This window comes from Aeromonas sp. TS_SC_11 (genome assembly GCF_057318915.1).
This window is the reverse complement of sequence record NZ_CM170470.1, coordinates 3,203,488-3,220,455: the sequence shown is the minus strand read 5'-3', so window position 1 is coordinate 3,220,455 and position 16,968 is coordinate 3,203,488. Positions and strand designations below refer to the sequence as shown.

Annotated in this window: 14 protein-coding genes; 7 read left to right on the top strand and 7 right to left on the bottom strand. The window is 55.9% G+C overall.

The window, feature by feature from the left end; genetic code table 11:
• Positions 1-25: 25 nt before the first annotated feature.
• Positions 26-1,261, bottom strand: a complete 1,236-nt coding sequence (locus AC1P02_RS15020) for an extracellular solute-binding protein (RefSeq protein ID WP_271786363.1) — start codon at positions 1,259-1,261, stop codon at positions 26-28.
• A 570-nt stretch (positions 1,262-1,831) separates the two neighbouring features.
• On the opposite strand from AC1P02_RS15020, the gene AC1P02_RS15015 reads away from it, so the two are divergent.
• Entirely contained in the window at positions 1,832-2,914 is a 1,083-nt protein-coding gene (locus tag AC1P02_RS15015) for an ABC transporter ATP-binding protein (RefSeq protein ID WP_017412380.1), read from the top strand.
• A 102-nt stretch (positions 2,915-3,016) separates the two neighbouring features.
• Here AC1P02_RS15015 and AC1P02_RS15010 read toward each other — a convergent pair whose 3' ends face one another.
• The gene (locus AC1P02_RS15010; RefSeq protein ID WP_374994233.1) at positions 3,017-3,325 is read right to left on the bottom strand and encodes a hypothetical protein; all 309 of its coding nucleotides are present in this window, start codon (positions 3,323-3,325) and stop codon (positions 3,017-3,019) included.
• Between AC1P02_RS15010 and AC1P02_RS15005 the strand changes: the two genes are divergently transcribed.
• From AC1P02_RS15005 to AC1P02_RS14995, 3 genes are all read left to right on the top strand, one after another.
• The gene (locus tag AC1P02_RS15005; protein ID WP_485182574.1) at positions 3,324-5,345 is read left to right on the top strand and encodes a methyl-accepting chemotaxis protein; all 2,022 of its coding nucleotides are present in this window, start codon (positions 3,324-3,326) and stop codon (positions 5,343-5,345) included. The two genes, AC1P02_RS15010 and AC1P02_RS15005, sit on opposite strands and share 2 nt — an antisense overlap.
• A 56-nt stretch (positions 5,346-5,401) precedes the next feature.
• Complete coding sequence (locus AC1P02_RS15000; RefSeq protein WP_155603982.1) at positions 5,402-5,824, top strand: early set domain-containing protein; 423 nt, start codon at positions 5,402-5,404, stop codon at positions 5,822-5,824.
• 160 nt (positions 5,825-5,984) lie between these two features.
• Positions 5,985-6,989, top strand: a complete 1,005-nt coding sequence (locus tag AC1P02_RS14995) for a glycoside hydrolase family 53 protein (RefSeq protein WP_485182573.1) — start codon at positions 5,985-5,987, stop codon at positions 6,987-6,989.
• Positions 6,990-7,051: 62 nt separating this feature from the next.
• Here AC1P02_RS14995 and AC1P02_RS14990 read toward each other — a convergent pair whose 3' ends face one another.
• From AC1P02_RS14990 to galR, 3 genes are all read right to left on the bottom strand, one after another.
• Entirely contained in the window at positions 7,052-8,197 is a 1,146-nt protein-coding gene (locus tag AC1P02_RS14990; protein ID WP_485182572.1) for a glycoside hydrolase family 53 protein, read from the bottom strand.
• A 68-nt stretch (positions 8,198-8,265) separates the two neighbouring features.
• Positions 8,266-9,552, bottom strand: coding sequence for a maltoporin (locus AC1P02_RS14985; RefSeq protein ID WP_011898807.1), 1,287 nt, complete (start codon positions 9,550-9,552; stop codon positions 8,266-8,268).
• A gap of 480 nt (positions 9,553-10,032) precedes the next feature.
• The gene (gene galR / locus AC1P02_RS14980; RefSeq protein ID WP_005310836.1) at positions 10,033-11,034 is read right to left on the bottom strand and encodes an HTH-type transcriptional regulator GalR; all 1,002 of its coding nucleotides are present in this window, start codon (positions 11,032-11,034) and stop codon (positions 10,033-10,035) included.
• A gap of 312 nt (positions 11,035-11,346) precedes the next feature.
• Here galR and galE point away from each other — a divergent pair, with 312 nt between their 5' ends.
• The 3 genes from galE to galK are packed head-to-tail and all read left to right on the top strand — an operon-like array spanning position 11,347 to position 14,600.
• Entirely contained in the window at positions 11,347-12,366 is a 1,020-nt protein-coding gene (gene galE / locus AC1P02_RS14975) for a UDP-glucose 4-epimerase GalE (RefSeq protein WP_290026478.1), read from the top strand.
• A gap of 26 nt (positions 12,367-12,392) precedes the next feature.
• A complete protein-coding gene (gene galT / locus AC1P02_RS14970) occupies positions 12,393-13,433 on the top strand; it encodes a galactose-1-phosphate uridylyltransferase (protein WP_485182571.1) in 1,041 nt (346 codons plus the stop codon).
• 9 nt (positions 13,434-13,442) lie between these two features.
• On the top strand, positions 13,443-14,600 hold the full coding sequence (gene galK / locus AC1P02_RS14965) for a galactokinase (protein ID WP_099993580.1): 1,158 nt from the start codon (positions 13,443-13,445) through the stop codon (positions 14,598-14,600).
• Between the two features lie 276 nt (positions 14,601-14,876).
• Here the strand turns inward: galK and araC are convergent, their stop codons facing one another.
• Both araC and araH read right to left on the bottom strand, forming a co-directional pair.
• Complete coding sequence (gene araC / locus AC1P02_RS14960; RefSeq protein ID WP_113721792.1) at positions 14,877-15,788, bottom strand: arabinose operon transcriptional regulator AraC; 912 nt, start codon at positions 15,786-15,788, stop codon at positions 14,877-14,879.
• Between the two features lie 151 nt (positions 15,789-15,939).
• Positions 15,940-16,941, bottom strand: coding sequence for an L-arabinose ABC transporter permease AraH (araH, locus tag AC1P02_RS14955; protein WP_017412388.1), 1,002 nt, complete (start codon positions 16,939-16,941; stop codon positions 15,940-15,942).
• Between the last annotated feature and the right edge of the window lie 27 nt (positions 16,942-16,968).

Here is a 16,968-nt window from a genome sequence, read left to right as displayed (position 1 = left end):
GGCAAGGCGTAACGCCTGCGTATCGTTAATCCCGGTTTGCGTGGTTTGCCTCAATCTGCATATTGATGGTTTTAACGGCACCATTCAGGGCAGCCTTGACATCTTGCTTGCCGGTCACGCTCAATTGCAGAGCGCTATTGGAGGGCGTCCATACTTCTTGCATTTCCGGTACACTTGGCATGGGAACGGCATAACCGGCCTGGATGGCAACGGCCCTTGCTTTCTCATCCCCCTTGATAACCGGATCATCAATCAGTGACTTGACGGGTGGAATCTCACCTGTCTTCTCAAAACGAATTTTGGCGTATTCAGGCTGGTTGATAAATTCGATGAATTGTTGAGCCAACTCCTTCTGAATGGAATAAGTAGAGACGCTGTATCCCTTTACCCCAAGGAAAGATCGCATGTGCTCGCCATTTGGCAGAGTGGGCAGTGGTGCCACCCCATAATTCACGCCGGCGTCCTGGTAAGGTTTGAATGCCCAGGGGCCTGTAATAACGGCAGCAGCTTTTTTCTCGGTAAACAGCGAGTCGATGGCATTGGCACCTGTCTCACCGACGATCCCTGCCGGGAACAAGCCATCCGCGTAGAACGATTTGAGGAAGGTGACCGCATCAATCGTCCCCTGATTGGCCAGCCCGATATCGTTCACATTCAGGGAACCATTGGCATTCTGGCCGAAAATATATCCCCCCATACCGGCAACGACGCCATATGAGTAATAAATCTCGTCAAATTTGGCTAGCAGACCATATTTATTGGCGGCGCGCTGCTCTTTGGAAACTTTGATCAAGTCATCGAAGGTTTCCGGTGCTTTTGGCAGTATGTCCTTGTTATACACCAGCACTATGGTCTCGACCGCTTTAGGAATACCGTACAACTTGCCTTCATAGGTCTGCGCATCCACGGCGGGCTTGGTAAAGCTGTCCATGTACTTGGCATCCACCTTGAGTTCGGACAGCAGCCCCTGCACCACGGCACCACCGACCTGATCATGGGGAATGACCAGTACATCGGGACCTATGCCTGCCGGGCCATCCAGCCGCAGCTTCTCGATTTGCTGCGCATATGGCATCTCCTGGATCTTCACTTTCACCTTGTACTGGGCTTCGAATGCCTTGATCGCATCTTCAATGCCATTGGACTTCTTGATGTCTTCCCACACCAGCAGCTCACCCTCTGCCGCCATCACCCCATGGCTCAACAGGCTGCCCGCCCCCAATGACAACATAATCACTGCTGTTAACTTATTGATTTTCATCTTTTATCCTTGTCCATGTTCAAGCGAAAATGATTGTTTCGTCGTGTTTTTTGCCGTGTATCAAACCAATGTGTGTAATAATTTCACTCTTTCCAATCACACGGGTATGACTCTCTGTCTACCAAGCCACTACACAATCTCAGCAAGGGTTGCAGGCTGCGTTGCCAAAAAACGCGACAAATTACATAACTAATTTATTAATAATCCACTTTCAGTTCTGCACCATGAGATCCGGTATGCTTTCCCGGTACACCTCACCAGGCCACTCCTCCATGAACTCACCCGAGAGGGCCGCCACAAGGGTAACGGTTACACCGAATGTGATTACGGTAAGCGGAGCACGTCATATCTACCAGCAGCATATGCAAAGGTTGTGATCTCATACACAAAAGAAACAGCATTTTGTGCAAGCGGTTACACTCCACTGTTATATTCCTGCCACAAGTGATGTATGCAGTCGTCGCGAAGCGGGTTTCCGGCTGTTTATGTCTGGTTCCTGATGTGTTCCCCGTGTCACAAACGACATCGAGCATCATGACAGATTGGATTTATAATCAAGGAGTTAGCAGTATGGCGAGTATCAGTCTGAACAGTGTTGTCAAGCGTTTCGGCACCAACGTGACACTGCACAATGTGGATCTGGAGGTGGAAGATGGTGAATTCACCGTTTTTGTCGGCCCCTCAGGTTGTGGCAAATCAACCTTGCTGAGAATGATCGCCGGTCTGGAAGAGATCTCCGACGGCCATATCGCCATCGGGGGCACTGTGGTCAACGATGTTGCCCCTGCCCACCGTGGCGTCGCCATGGTATTCCAGTCCTATGCCCTCTATCCCCACATGACTGTGGCTGAAAACATGGGTTATGGATTGAAAGTGAACGGAGTGCCCAAGGATCAGATCCAGCATCAGGTCGGCATGGTTGCCAAGACGCTGCAACTCTCCCATCTTCTTGACCGCAAACCAAAACAGCTCTCGGGGGGACAACGGCAGCGGGTTGCCATTGGTCGTGCCATAGTGCGCAACCCCAAGGTGTTCCTGTTTGATGAGCCCCTCTCCAACCTGGATGCCGAACTGAGGGTCGAGATGCGCCTGCATATCGCCAAGCTGCACCAGGAGCTGAAAACCACCATGATTTATGTCACTCATGACCAGATCGAGGCCATGACACTGGCAGACAAGATAGTCGTGATGAACTACGGCAAGGTGGAGCAAGTCGGCTCACCCATGGATCTCTATTACAAACCAGTCAATCAGTTTGTGGCCGGCTTTATCGGTTCACCCAAGATGAATTTCCTGCCAGCCCAGGTCATTAGCTGGTCTCCCAGCCAGTTGGAGCTCGCACTGTCAGAGCAAAGAACCATCACCCTGCCCATCATCACCAACGAGCTGGCAGCTGGCAGTACTATCACATTGGGCCTGAGGCCAGAGCACCTGGTTCCTGGCGGTGATGGCATCCATCTCTCCTTCACCTGTGAAGTGGTTGAGCGCCTTGGCAACAGTACTTATCTGTTCGGCCAATGCTGTGGCATCGACGGCTTCAAGCTGCTGCTGCCCGGTGACAATGCCTTCAAGCCGTACCAGCAGCTCGATGTTTTCTTCTCACCTGAGCACTGCCTTGTCTTTGCCGCCGATGGCACCCGGATCAGCCGCTAACCCCTCTGCCTTCTCTACACCCGCTTTTATCCATGCCAGATTTGCCCCCGCCAATACCGGGGGCTTTTTTCTTCCCTGATCCCATGCCCTGCCGCTCACCCTTCACCTCAGACCCAAAGCACTCCCTTCCTGCAGCACAAAATACCAGCGAAATGAGAGCCGACTCTCAACCCTGTTTAAATCCTGTTTGGTTGAGCACCATGGCGGTGTAACAATGACCACAAACAGTGAAACGTTACACAAAATCAGTGAATTTGAGTACAAAGACACGCCGCTATAAAGCGTCGTGAAGTATGACTCACACTCACCAACCTCCTGATAAAGCCGGCTAAAAATACCATATTGGTGATCCTCATCGACGGTCAGCCATGTCACTCTCAACATGTAAGCGATACCAATGAAAATACCCATGCCACAGATATCCATCATCCAACGCCTGATATTGGGCTTTGGTCTGATCATCACTCTGCTGGTTCTCGCCGTAATGGTCTCGTTACGAGCAGGCAACCAGCTGGCCATGCAGGTCGACATCCTGACTGGCGAGGTTGCTCCCACTCTGGTTCAGAGTCGCTCGGTGACCAAAGACTTGTTTATGCAAGACAAGGCGCTGCGTGGCCTGCTCACCCTGCAGGCGAGCGATGACGTCAGCAAGGGACGAGCCGAGCTTGCACGCTGGCAGCAGGCGTTTGAACAGGACTTGGCACTGCTTGGCAACAAGGCCTCGCACCACCCGGCCATGATCAGCCGCATCCATGCCCTCACCGAGCAGCAGACGACCTATTGGCAGCTTGCAACCCAGATTGTTGACAGCTATGCCGCCAACCTGAAGAGCCAGCAGATCCTGACAGAAGACACCTCCCTGACCCGTGACAACAAGCGCCTGCAGGGAGATCTCGCCATGCTGGTTGAAACACTGGGCGCCCACTACACAGCCGGACTCAAGAATGCGCTGGTCAACCAGCTGGAGCTGTTATTCACCAATACACAGGCGGCGATGAAGCTGCAGGATGCGGCCCGTATTGCGGGGCAACTGGCCGGCAACCAGACACTCAGCAAGGCTATCCAGCGCCAACGCCAGACACTGGCGGCAGAACTGCTCAAGCAGGAGAGCGCCTTTGGCGGCAAGATAGATCTGGAGCAGTCGGTGGGCACCCTGTTTGACCGGGTGGTACAACAGAGCGCAGGCAACGCAGGTTTGCTGGCAACCCACCTTCGCCTGGCACAAGAGAGCGATCAACTGCGCAACCAGAGCACTCAGGCCACCCGTATCATCGACTCGGTGCTGGGTGAGCTGGCGGAGATCGACAACAGTATCGATACCCAGCTTGCCCAGCGAGTACAGAGCAGCAAACAGATCCTGAGCCAGCTGCAATCCCTGCTGTTTGTCGGTCTGCTGCTGTCGCTGGCCGTCAGCGCACTGGTGCTCTGGCGCATCATTCACTCCATCCGAACCCCCATCAAGCAGACCCTGACGGTGCTCGAAGCCCTGAGTCGGGATGACATGACAAGGCGCATCAGCCATCGGCAACAGGATGAATTCGGTCAACTGGCCAAGGGGATCAATGCCCTCGCCCAGGAGATGAGCAACATGCTGGGGCAAATTGTGATGGCCGCCAGCTCGCTGGGGGAGATGGCCAACCAGAACCAGTGTGCCCAGCTCAATGCGCAGCGACAACTGGAGCAGCAGCGCAGTGAAACGGCCAGTGTTGCCAGCGCCATGCTCGAGATGGAGCACACGGTACGCGATGTGGCAGAGAGCGCCGGACATGCCCAGCAAACGATCAAGGAGGTGTCGACGCAAGCCCGTTCCGCCAGCACCATGAGTGAAAACACCCTGATGCGCATGACCCAGCTCTCCCATCGTCTGGCGGATTCGCGCCGCATCGTCGAGGAGGTTCACGGGCTGGGCAACAACATAGGCAGCATTCTGGAATTCATCAGCCGGATTGCGGAACAGACCAACCTGCTGGCACTCAACGCCGCCATTGAGGCAGCAAGAGCCGGAGAACAGGGCAGAGGCTTTGCCGTGGTGGCAGACGAGGTACGCCAGCTGGCCAAGCACACCACAGAATCCACCACCACCATTCAGGCGATGATCACGGCGCTACAGCAGAGCGTGCACAGGGCCGTCACCACCATAAGTGGCTGCACCGATGTGATGGCACTTTGCGCCGATGACAGCGAGCAATCCCGTCACACCCTCATCCACCTCGCCAGCTCGCTGCAACAGGTGGCGGATCTCAGCATCCAGATCGCCATTGCTGCCCAGCAACAGCAGAACACCAGTCAAGAAATTGCCAGCAACATGAACAATATCAACAGCATCTCCGATGATAACCAGGAGATGCTGACCCACGTTGCCCACACCAGCAGTCAGTTGCAACAGCTCTCACAACAGCAGCTCACGCTGGTACAACGATTCAGCCTGTAACCGATTGCCGGTCGACACCGGCCGGCGCCACTGAGACACAACACAAGGAAACGACAATGCTCAAACACACGCTCCTGGCCGCTACCCTGCTTGGTTGCCTTCATCCAGTCTGGGCCGCCGAGGCCGATACGGCGCAGACTCGTCCTCTCTTCCTGCGCGGGGAGATGAACAACTGGGAGGCCCCGGCCGCCCAGCAACTGGTCCAGAGTCAACCTGATCTGCTCACCGTCACCACCAGCCTGCAAGCCAGCCACGGCGCCTACAAATTCAAGATTGCCGATGAGAAGTGGAAGAGTGATACCACCTACGGCCAGTTCGACCCCGCCAGCAAGGTGGAAGCCGGCAAGCCAGTCATCGTCAAGGCCGGTTACCAGTGGAGCGACATCAAGTTCACCCCCCTCGAGGATGGGGCCTACCTCTTTACCCTGGATCGCCGCGATCCCGCCAGCATCCAGCTGACGGTGAGCAAGGCGCAGTAACGCACCCATGGGCCGTCTCCGGCCCATATTACGTTTGCCCAGCACCTGCCTGGATGTGCCATGGCCATGGCGCATCCAGGCAGGCGATTGCCCTACAACCTTCCCCCTGCCCCGGGTTCAGCCATGAGCCCGACCCCTTTTCAATTACGGAGAAACAAGGATGAAACTGAGCTTGATCAGTGCTCTGGTGCTTGGCGCCAGCATGCTCTACCCGTCAGAAAGTACTGCCATGGTCAAGGGAGCCGACGTCAGCTGGCTAACCCAGATGGAGCAGTCCGGCTACAGGTTTTACAACGACAGTGGCAAGCAGCAAGATTTGTTGCTCACCCTGAAGCAGCACGGCATCAACACCATCCGGCTGCGGGTCTGGGTCAATCCGGCCGGAGGCTGGAATAGCCTCAACGATGTCATCGCCAAAGCCAAACGGGCCAAGGCGGCGGGCCTCGATATCATGATCGACTTTCACTACAGCGACAGCTGGGCCGACCCGGGTAAACAGACCAAACCGGCCGCCTGGCAGGGCTATACCTTCGAGCAGCTGATGTCCAACGTCTACTGGCATACCTACAACTCGCTCGTCGCCCTGAAGCAGGCCGGCATCACGCCAAAATGGGTACAAGTTGGCAACGAGACCAACAATGGCATGCTGTGGGATGACGGCAAGGCATCGGCCAACATGCGCAATTTTGCCTGGCTGATCAACAGTGGTTATGACGCCGTCAAGGCCGTCAACAAGTCGACCAAGGTGATAGTCCATCTCGCCAACTGCGAGAACAATGCCCTTTACCGCTGGATGTTTGACGGCCTCAAGGCCAATGGCGCCAAGTGGGATGTGATCGGCGCATCCATCTACCCCACCCAGACCGGCAATGGCGATTGGTTCTCCATGAACAACCGTTGCTATGACAACCTTGCCGATATGGTCAGCCGCCATGGCAAGGAGGTAATGATAGTGGAGGTGGGCATGCCCTGGGATGATCCGAAAAACAGCTACGACACCCTGGTCGACCTGCTCAACAAGATGAAATGGATCCCGGACAACAAGGGATTGGGCGTCTTCTACTGGGAACCCCAGAGCCATAACGGCTGGCAGAATTACTCGCTCGGCCTGATGGATCAAGGTGGCAAACCCACCTATGCCATGGATGCGTTCCTGCAAAACTGATCGCAACATCACCACTGATAGCAGGGGGAGCTCTTGGCATCCCCCTGCGCTTCAAACAAGCCTTACTCTTTTTTCGTCACCGATCTCACCGCCAGAGCCAAGGATCTGAGCGCCGGTAAAGCTCGGCCATCGGCATCAAACAGGGTCACATTATCCCACTCATTCCCCGCCCCCCGCTTCCAACCAGCCCCCGCTACCGCAATGAACTCGGGCTCCCAGTAGAAGAAACCCAACCCTCGCCCCTGCGGTACACCATGGATCTCGCGCAGCAACTGCCACAGGAAGTCGCTCTGCCCCACCGGGGTCATCGGATAGGTCTCTGGCCCGGTATCGGTGTAGATGTTTTGCTGCTGATCCCCATTGCCCTGTGTCCAGGGGTAAGCCGTTTCAACCACGATGACAGGACGGGAAAAACGGCTGCTAAGGTCAACCATGTTGCGAGCCAAATCCCTCATGGCGCCATGCCACACCGGGTAATAAGAGAGTCCCATCACATCGAAGGGAACCTTGCGGGCTAGGATCTCTTCGAACCAGTGACGACAACGCGCGTTATCGCCACCCGCATCCAGATGCAGTATGACTTGGCTCGAGGGTGACACTGCCTTGACGGCGCGAGCGCCTGCGGTAAGAAACAGGGCCAGATTATCCCAGTGAGGCAAACGCCCCTGCGGCCACATCATGCCATTGGAGATCTCATTGCCCACCTGAACCCAGGCCGGGGTGATCCCCTCCCTTTGCAAACGGCTCATCAGCTGGTGAGTAAATTGATAGAGCCGCTCGCTGACCACAGCCACGGACTTGTCACGCCAGGCAACCGGCATATGCTGCTTGCCTGGATCGGCCCACCAGTCGCTGTAGTGGAAGTCCAGCATGATCCTGAATCCCATCCGATGGGCCCGCCTGGCCAGAGCAATCACATGATCCGGGTTGTTATACCCCTCAACCCCGCTCTGATCCGCCGGGAAGCGATCATGCTCGCCGGGCTCATTCCAGACCTTGATACGAATGGCATTTATCCCATGACGCTTGAGGATAACCAGCAAGTCTTCTGGCCGCGCACCATCATAAAAACGGGCACCGGCCGCTTCCAGCTGCGGTAAATGGGAGACATCCGCCCCGATAATCATGGGCTCTCCCTCCTTGCTCATGGACGATGCACTCATCAGCAACATGGCTCCCAACAACGGTTGCCACCCCTTCCAACCCATCGGCGATCTCCTTGTCCGGGACAAAAAAGGGAGCCAATGGCTCCCTAATTGTTCAACCTGTGTGGTGCTTACCACCAGGCTTCGGCCTGTACCCCGAAGTTCCAGGTGCTGTCATCTTCCCCCCCATTGAATGACTCACCTTCACCATCTTTCAGGTAGCTGGCAAACACACGGATCTCTGGGCGGGCAAACATGCTGGGGCCGGCAGACCAGGCCTGCGCCAGGGTGTATTTTTGACCACTGGACTTGTCTTCAGCACCACTGGTCCAGGTCTTGGTGCTTTCATATGTACCGGCTTCAACCAGCGTCTTCATGATATCGGTCCAGGCATAACCGCCACGAGCCACTGCACTGAACAACTCAGTGTTGTCGTGCCATTCCTGCAGTTTTTCACCCTTACCATAGGTAAAGACATGGTTGACGGAGAACTTGTCACCCAGGGGAATATCACCGGTCAGGATCACCCGGTAACCCTTGGCGTCATCAGTGAGTTGCCAAACGTCATACCAGCCGCCCCCTTGGGAGATCATGTTCTGGGCAAGCCCCTTGTTCGCATACTGCAGCACCAGCTTCTCGTTGATGCCGCTGCCAGCAAAATACTGACTCATTTCTGCCGTCAACATGACACCGTTCTCGGGATCGTACTTGCCACCTGTGGCTTTCTGCTCATCGGTCGGATTGGGCATGGCATAGCTGACGCCCGCCTCAGTCCAGGCCCCTTCCCAGGGTGCCCAGCCGGCATACCGCAGATCCAGGAAGTTGACGTTCAGATCATTGTCGACAATCGAGTTATCGATATCGTTGCCATCAGAGCGGATCCACGCCAGCGAGAATGCACCCGGACCCGCCTTGAGGTTTTCAATACCGGCACCGGCACCCGAGATATTCCAGTATTTGGTATCGATGATGTGAAGATCGTGGCGCTGATAGAAGCGCTTGCCCGCCCAGACCACAGCATCGGGGGCAGCAGAGATCAGCCCCTTGGCTTTCACATTGAATTGACGCAGGGCAAATGTCGCATCTTCACTGCACTGCTTTTTATCAAAGTCACAGACAGTTGCCGTGCTTTCATAATCATTGGAACCATTGCTCTGCATGCTGAACATGCTGTCAACGTAGAAAACCTTGCCGTCCTTGTTGTAAACCTCCTGACCAATACCAATTTCGGTATAGGTATCACTTTCGTTACCCAGGCGTCCGACAAGGCTCTGATTGCCGGTTTGCATATCCCCATCTTGGGACACACCTACGCCGGATCGAAAATAACCAGAAAAATCAACAGCATTAGAACTAAATGCTGTCATTGACAGTGCCAGGGCAACGGATGTAGTCAGTAGCTTCACTTTCATAGTCATTCCTTTATTCCACTGTTGCATTGTTATCTTGATGAACGCTCACCAATCCAGAGGGAAAGCGCTTTCACTAGCCGGAGTGGATTATAGAAAGATTCAAACCAGCACTGACATGATGCAACTCACATAATTGTAATTATTACATCACATAAGCATTTAATTACTAAACAAACAATAATGGACGATTTTTAAGTTGATGATTACTAAGCAATAAAAAAATACAAACAGGATGTTATCGATTACACAGCTTATGCATTCAGGAAATCAACGGCGATGACGACATACGGAGATTGCAGCGGGTCCATCAAAAATGTGAGCAGCATCACCTGGTGCAAGACATGGATGGATGATGGCGCTGTTGCATCTGGACAGACATACGCAGCAACAAGAGGAAGAGGACACAGACAAGGAAGAGACAAAAAAGGCAAGGCACCTTGACGGCCTTGCCTGATGACTTATCGACAGCGGGGGATCAGGGGAATGTCAGTCAATACTCCGGACCGAATGACGGCGAACCAGAGTAGGGCTAAACATATGGGTCGTCTGGGGCAGGGGTCCCCCTTTTGACAAGGCGATCGCCAGCTCGGCAGCCTGGGTGGCCATGGCGATGATGGGATAACGCACCGTCGTCAAGCGAGGGCGCAAATAACGAGAAATCAGGACATCATCAAATCCGACCAGTGATAGCTCCTGCGGTACCTCAATACCATTGTCGCTCAGCACGGACAAGGCCCCTGCTGCCATTGAGTCGTTATAGCAGACCACTGCCGTCATATGCTGGCCTCGGCTCAGCAGTTCAGTCATCGCCGCCTCACCGCCCAGTTCATCCGGACTGCCACGGGAGATCAGGCGCTCATCGACGGCTATCTCGTGCTCTTGCAACGCATCAAGGTAACCCTGCAAGCGATCTTGTGAGTCAGAGATCTGATGATTGGAGCAGAGAAACCCTATCTTCTTGTGCCCTTCCTGGATCAGATGACGAGTTGCCAACCAGGAGCCATAACGATCGTCCAGCGCCACACAGCGGGACTCGTACCCGGGGACGATGCGATTGATCAGCACCATGCCAGGGACATAACTCATCATCTGGATCAACTCTTCATCCGGCAGCATTTTGGCATGCACAACCAGCCCCGAACAGCGATGGCCAATTAATTGCTCTATCACATGCTTTTCTTTGACGGCATCGTGATAGCCATTCCCGATGAGCAGGAAGTTACCCGTCGACTGTGCCACTTGTTCTACGGCTTTCACCATGGTGCCGAAGAAGGGGTCGGACACATCTGCAACAACCAGCCCCAGTGTCTCGTTGCTTTGATGGGCCAAGGCCCGCGCATTGGCGTTGGGATGGTAGTTGAGTTCATTCATCGCCTTGAAGACAGCATCACGGGATGCCTGACTCGCCTTGGGAGAATTATTGATGACACGTGAGACTGTGGCGACAGATACGCCAGACAGGAGTGCTACATCTTTGATTGTTGCCATGGATTAGCTTTTCCGGTGAACGGTACAAATAAAAACCATTATTTCATGGGTTCAAGATACTACCGGCATTTCCCATGCCTGACACGGCTTTCATCTAAAAAGCGGGAGCATCCTATCAATACATGTCGGCGGCAGTGTAACTCGCTTACATACACAAAATCCCGACAAGCCAGCTTTCCGAAGACCATTTGTGACAAAAATCACATTAAATGCACAGCCATCTTCCCTCCCCTTCCCGGCAAGAGCACAATAAGGGAAAGCGGTTACACAATAAAAACACCAACAGGAATGAGCACCAAGGAGCGCCACATGTTGAAAATCCTTGTCACCGGTGGAACTGGTTACATAGGAAGTCATACCTGTCTGCAGCTTATCGCTGCCGATATGACCCCCATACTGTTAGATAACCTCGCCAACAGCAAAGAAAGTGTTCTCGAACGTATCCAAACTCTCAGTGGGCAGCGCCCAGTGCTCTATCGGGGGGATGTGCGTGACGCCAGCTTGCTGGATCGGGTGTTCGCGGAACAGCAGATTGATGCCGTGATCCATTTCGCCGGACTCAAGGCCGTCGGGGAATCAGTGCAAAAACCTCTTGAATACTATGACAATAATGTCAGCGGCACTCTGGTTTTGTTGCAGGCGATGCAGCGTGCCGGGGTCAAGACGTTGTTGTTCAGCTCATCGGCCACCGTCTACGGCGAGCCGGATGCCATGCCCGTCCGAGAGGAGAGCCCAACCCTGCAAGCCACCAATCCTTATGGCCAGAGCAAGCTGATGGTTGAGCGCCTCATCAAGGACTTTGCCAATGCGGCGCCCGATTGGTCATTGACCCTGCTGCGTTATTTCAATCCGGTGGGCGCTCATCCAAGTGGCTTGATGGGTGAGGACCCACAGGGGATCCCCAACAATCTGATGCCCTATATTGCCCAGGTGGCGGTAGGACGCCGTGACAAACTCGCCATTTTTGGGGGTGACTATCCCACCCCGGATGGCACTGGCGTGCGCGATTACATTCATGTGATGGATCTGGCCGACGGGCATGTGGCGGCCTTGCAGACCAAGCTCGGGCAGTCGGGCGTTCATGTCTACAACCTGGGAACAGGACATGGCTACAGCGTTCTCGACATACATGCCGCCTTCTCCCGGGCCTGTGGCCGTGACCTGCCTTATGAAATAGTGCCACGGCGCGCGGGGGATATAGCCCAATGCTGGGCAGATCCCAGCCGGGCCCTCACCGAACTGGGCTGGCAAGCTCATCGCACCCTTGATGACATGACCGCCGATACCTGGCGCTGGCAATCACAAAATCCGAACGGCTATCCGACCCTATGAGTGGCCAGCACGAGGAGCATTTATCCATGCAATTTGAACCAACCGATCACCCGCATCGTCGTTATAACCCGCTGATCCAGCAGTGGGTACTCGTCTCGCCCCACAGGGCGAAACGCCCCTGGCAGGGTCAGCAGGATGAGCCGGATCGTACCCTGCGAGCCCCACACGACCCTGACTGTTTCCTCTGCGCAGGCAATACCCGCGTCACCGGTGACAAGAATCCGGATTATCAGGAGACCTTCGTCTTTACCAACGACTTTGCCGCCCTGATGACAGACACACCGGCAGCACCGGCCAGTGACGACCCCCTGTTCCAGCTGGAGAGTGCCCGTGGTACCAGCCGGGTGATCTGCTTCTCACCGGATCACAGCAAGACACTGCCCGAGCTGCCGCTCCCGGCACTCACCGCCGTGGTCAATACCTGGTGCGAGCAGACCGCAGAGCTGGGACATGATTATCCCTGGATCCAGGTATTCGAAAACAAGGGCAGCATGATGGGTTGCTCCAATCCACATCCCCACGGACAGATCTGGGCCAACGGCTTTTTGCCCAACGAAGCCGTGAAAGAGGACAACGCCCAGCGGGAATACCTTGCCAAACATGACCGCGCCATGTTGCTCGATTATGTCGAGCGCGAGCGAGCCGATGGCCGTCGCACCGTGGTTGAAACGGAGCACTGGTTGGCGGTCGTGCCCTATTGGGCCGCCTGGCCGTTCGAGACCTTGCTGCTGCCCAAGTTTTCGGTGGCGCACCTGCCCGCATTGAACCCGCAACAGCGGGCAGACCTGGCGCTCGCGATCAAGAAACTGACCAGCCGTTATGACAACTTGTTCCAGTGCTCTTTCCCCTATTCCATGGGTTGGCATGGCGCCCCCTTCAATGGCGCAGAGAACGACCACTGGCAGTTGCACGCCCACTTCTACCCGCCCCTGCTGCGCTCTGCGAGCGTGCGCAAGTTTATGGTCGGCTATGAAATGCTGGCAGAAACACAGCGTGATCTGACGGCAGAGCAGGCGGCCGAACGACTGCGTGCTGTGAGTGATGTCCATTTTCGCGAACAGGTTTGAGGTTGAGTTATGAGTATTGAATCACCACGCAGCGTGACTGATACCACGTTTTACACCCAATACGGTTACCATCCGACCCTCGCCATCCAGGCGCCAGGTCGCGTCAATCTGATCGGTGAACACACGGATTACAACGACGGTTTTGTGCTCCCCTGTGCCATTGACTATCAGACAGTGATCAGTGCGGCTCCTCGTCAGGACAGCCTGGTGCGAGTCATCGCCGCTGACTACAACAATCAGCAGGATGAGTTTGATTTGAGCCGTCCCATAGCGTCACGCCCTGAATACATGTGGGCCAACTATGTACGGGGAGTCATCAAGTACCTGCTGCTGCGGGGCTGCGAACTGACCGGTGCCGATCTGGTGCTCAGTGGCAATGTCCCGCAGGGCGCTGGCCTGAGCTCCTCCGCCTCTCTGGAAGTGGCCGTGGGGCAGGTATTCAAGGAGATGAATCACCTCGACATCAGTCAGGCCGATATCGCCCTCAATGGGCAACTGGCAGAGAACATGTTCGTCGGCTGCAACTGCGGCATCATGGATCAGTTCATCTCGGCTCTGGGTCAGCAGGATCACGCCCTGCTGATCGACTGCCGCAGCCTGAGGACTCGCCCCGTCCGTATTCCGGCTGGCATCGATGTTGTCATCATCAACTCCAATGTTCGCCGCGGACTGGTCGACAGTGAATACAATGCCCGCCGGGCACAATGTGAAGAGGCGGCCCGCCATTTTGGCGTCAAGGCGCTGCGCGATCTGACCATGACGCAGTTTGTCTCCCGAGCCGATGAGCTGGATCCCGTCGTCGCCCGCCGCGCACGGCATGTCATCTCCGAGAATGAACGGACCCTGGCCGCAGCCGATGCCCTGGCCAATGAAGACATGATCATGATGGCGGAGCTGATGGCGCTCTCCCATGCCTCGATGCGGGATGATTTTGCCATTACCGTGCCCGCCATTGATGCCCTGGTCGACATCATCAAGGAGATCATCGGCAGTCGCGGCGGTGTGAGAATGACGGGTGGCGGCTTCGGTGGCTGCGTTGTGGCGCTGGTGCCACATTCACTGACCTCGATAGTCTGTGAACAGGTCAATGCCCGGTATCCCCAGGTCAGCGGGTTGCAACCCAGCATCTATATCAGTAAACCCTCGGCAGGCGCCGGTATCCTCTGATGTCCCTGACGATGTCGCTATCGGGCACTCTTCGTAGCCATCACGAGTAGTGACATAGTCGGGAGAGAACTGACGCCGGCTTGAACGCGTTGCACCCTAGCCAGGCTCTGGCAGCAAAGACGTGGGCAAACATGGCACCGTCATCTCTCCCATCCTCTTCGACACCAGCAGGTCAATCGGCAAACAGGGACGTCAGTGACGTCCCTGTTTGCGGCCAATACCTGATGTCCTGATGCAATTCGCCCGTGCTTTGCTTCACCTGTCTGCAATCCCCTGTCAGAGCGGGGTGGCGCATTTGCGATATTCGGTCGGGCTGACACCGACCCGTTTCTTGAACACCCGTGAGAAGTAGAGCTGATCGTCATAGCCTACCTGCTGGCCAATGGCGGCGACCGACATGGGCGTGGTCTGCAACAGGAGCTTGGCCCGCATGATCCGTTGATCTTCGCGCCAACGCACTATGCTCACCCCCACTTGCTCGCGAAACAGGTGGGCCAGCCGCGAAGGAGACAAAAACACCTGCTCGGCCAGCGCCTCGACCGATATCTCAGCCGAAAGCGAGTCGCTCAGGATCTGGCACGCTTCGTGAACCCTGTGATCAATGGCGGGATATTCCGTCAGGGAGGAGGCCTCGTAACAACGGATGAGCAGCCGCTCCAGCAGGTTCATCGCCAGTTGCTCCGACATGGGCCTCAGCTGCTTGTGGGTCTCTTCGATATCGAGAAACAGCGCATCAAACTCCTCTAGCAATTGACCGTCTGCCAGATTCAGGCGCCCCACATTAGCGACCGCCCGCGGCCACTTGAGCCAGTCGGCCCAATAGGCTCTTGGCCGGAAATAGACCCAGCGGTGATACCACTCCCGGGCATCCGGTGCACGGCCGTAATGGTGCACGGCTGCGGGCGGGAAGAGCAGCAAGTCACCTGGCTCCACCGTGAACGCCTGATCACCCTGAAAGATCTGCCCCTTGCCCTTGATGGTCAAGTTGACGATGAACCCCTTCATGCCACCAGGTCGGTCGATGATGAAGTCGAGTGGGCTGTGTTGCTCGATCGGGGTCATGCCAGAGACGAGAAACACATCGAAGGCATACCCGGGCAACAGGGGATTGAGTTGTTTTGGCTTCTCTTTTTGCATTGATGACATGGCACAAAAAAGCGCTTGGGTAAAAAAGTCGGCATGGGCCATTGTAGAGACTCGCTTTGGGAACACGCTATCTGACGGCCAGCGCAGTGTGAATTTATTGAACTGGCTCACAGTCGGGTCTGCTGCGCGCCGGGGGAAGACCAGGCAACAAGGCCAGCGAGACGCTGGCCTGAGATGGCGTGAAAAACCAGGGTCAGACTCGTGCCTTGCGCACCTGCTTGTAGCGGTCGAACAGGACGGCGGCGAGCAGGATCAAGCCACGCACCACGTACTGGGCGAACGGGGATATGTTGAGCAAATTCATCGCATTTTCCATCAAGCCCAGGATCAACACACCGGCGATGATGTAGGAGATCTTGCCAATGCCCCCCTTCATGGAGACCCCTCCCAGCACGCAGGCCGAGATGACCACCAGCTCGAAGCCGATGGAGGTCATGGGCTGCCCGGAGGTCATGCGGGAGGCGAGAATGATCCCTGCAATCGAGGCGATCAGCCCCGTCATGGTGAAGATGATGATCTTGGTGCGCACCACGTTGACCCCCGCCAGCCGGGCGGCCTCTTCATTGCCCCCCATCGCCAGGGTATTGCGGCCAAAGGTGGTCTTGTTGAGCAGCAGGCCAAACAACACGAAGCACAGCGCCGTCAGCCAGATAGGCGTCGGGATCCCCAACAGGGCTGAGCTGCCAAGTTCGAAGAAGCCCTCCTCCACTATGCCGACCGCCTTGCCGTCCGAGATGATGTAGCCCACCCCGCGCGCCATCTGCATGGTTGCCAGCGTGGTGATCAGGGCATTGATCTTGAACTTGGCCACCACTATGCCGTTGATGAGGCCAAACAGGACGCCGACCGACATGCCGGCCAGGATGCCGACCGTGATGCTCTCGGTGGCGTTGATCCCCACGGCGCAGGCCACGCCGGAACAGGCGACGACCGAGCCGACCGACATGTCGAATTCACCGGAGGCGAGGCAGAACAGCATGCCGCAGGCCACCATGCCCGACATGGAGACGGCGAGCCCCAGCCCGCGCATGTTGATCAGGCTGGCAAAGTTGGGGATCAGCACGCAGGCCAGCAGGAACAGGATGGCGAAGATCACCAGCATCCCGTATTGATCCCACACTCGAGCCAGTTGCACTCTGGTGCCGGTGGCCGCCGAGACAGTCGCTGCCTGACCGACAGAAGTCGTTGTTGTCATGGTATTTCTCCTGATTATTCCGGATGC

Coding starts and splice junctions, on each gene's coding strand:
- araH (WP_017412388.1), bottom strand. CDS start 16,941: ATGACAACAACGACTTCTGTCGGTCAGGCAGCGACTGTCTCGGCGGCC.
- AC1P02_RS15020 (WP_271786363.1), bottom strand. CDS start 1,261: ATGAAAATCAATAAGTTAACAGCAGTGATTATGTTGTCATTGGGGGCG.
- AC1P02_RS15015 (WP_017412380.1), top strand. CDS start 1,832: ATGGCGAGTATCAGTCTGAACAGTGTTGTCAAGCGTTTCGGCACCAAC.
- araC (WP_113721792.1), bottom strand. CDS start 15,788: ATGGCCCATGCCGACTTTTTTACCCAAGCGCTTTTTTGTGCCATGTCA.
- galK (WP_099993580.1), top strand. CDS start 13,443: ATGAGTATTGAATCACCACGCAGCGTGACTGATACCACGTTTTACACC.
- AC1P02_RS15010 (WP_374994233.1), bottom strand. CDS start 3,325: ATGGGTATTTTCATTGGTATCGCTTACATGTTGAGAGTGACATGGCTG.
- galR (WP_005310836.1), bottom strand. CDS start 11,034: ATGGCAACAATCAAAGATGTAGCACTCCTGTCTGGCGTATCTGTCGCC.
- AC1P02_RS15005 (WP_485182574.1), top strand. CDS start 3,324: ATGCCACAGATATCCATCATCCAACGCCTGATATTGGGCTTTGGTCTG.
- AC1P02_RS14990 (WP_485182572.1), bottom strand. CDS start 8,197: ATGGGTTGGAAGGGGTGGCAACCGTTGTTGGGAGCCATGTTGCTGATG.
- galT (WP_485182571.1), top strand. CDS start 12,393: ATGCAATTTGAACCAACCGATCACCCGCATCGTCGTTATAACCCGCTG.
- AC1P02_RS14995 (WP_485182573.1), top strand. CDS start 5,985: ATGAAACTGAGCTTGATCAGTGCTCTGGTGCTTGGCGCCAGCATGCTC.
- AC1P02_RS15000 (WP_155603982.1), top strand. CDS start 5,402: ATGCTCAAACACACGCTCCTGGCCGCTACCCTGCTTGGTTGCCTTCAT.
- AC1P02_RS14985 (WP_011898807.1), bottom strand. CDS start 9,552: ATGACTATGAAAGTGAAGCTACTGACTACATCCGTTGCCCTGGCACTG.